This window comes from Candidatus Protofrankia californiensis (genome assembly GCF_900634765.1).
Lineage (GTDB): Bacteria > Actinomycetota > Actinomycetes > Frankiales > Frankiaceae > Protofrankia > Protofrankia californiensis.
The window spans coordinates 504-981 of sequence record NZ_CAAAFT010000217.1 but is presented as its reverse complement, the minus strand read 5'-3'; the positions used below and the strand labels follow the sequence as shown (position 1 = coordinate 981).

Here is a 478-nt window from a genome sequence, read left to right as displayed (position 1 = left end):
CGCGCAGCAAGCTCTCGCCCGCACCCGGCCGGGAAAGATCCCCGACGTGTCCGGCCAGGTCCGCACCGGTGCCGTAACCGCGAAGCTCGCCGTAGGCGCGCTCGAGCTCCTCGGCGTGCAGTGCGCCCACCAGCACGCGGGCCCCGTCGGCGAGCAGCCGGCGCGCGATTCCCAGACCGATCCCGGTCGCCCCGCCGGTGACCACCGCCGTCCGGCCCCGCAGCGGGAGACTCACAGGATGATCGCCAGGTCGCCGACCGGGCGCAGGGTCGTCATGTCCAGGACGACGCGCTTGGATCGGATCCGCAGCTGTCCGTCGATCACGACGAACCGGTAGTGGTACCTCCCGACGTAGTAGGACGCCTTGCCGTTGCGGAACCGCCACACCGTGAAGGACGCCACGACCGGCAGCTCGTCGCCCTCCCGTACGCCCACCACGACGTTGCTGAACTGATGGTTCGTGCGCGAGTGCGGGTAC

The 478-nt window shown here is 70.9% G+C and carries 2 protein-coding genes; both read right to left on the bottom strand.

Annotation, left to right across the window (positions count from 1 at the left end):
- A partial coding sequence (locus DD1DGNOD_RS11910) for an SDR family NAD(P)-dependent oxidoreductase (RefSeq protein WP_131770131.1) occupies positions 1–235 on the bottom strand: 235 nt, incomplete at its 3' end.
- The coding region (locus DD1DGNOD_RS11905) for an aromatic-ring-hydroxylating dioxygenase subunit beta (protein WP_283234684.1) at positions 232–478 on the bottom strand (247 nt) is incomplete at its 5' end. The genes DD1DGNOD_RS11905 and DD1DGNOD_RS11910, both read right to left, overlap by 4 nt.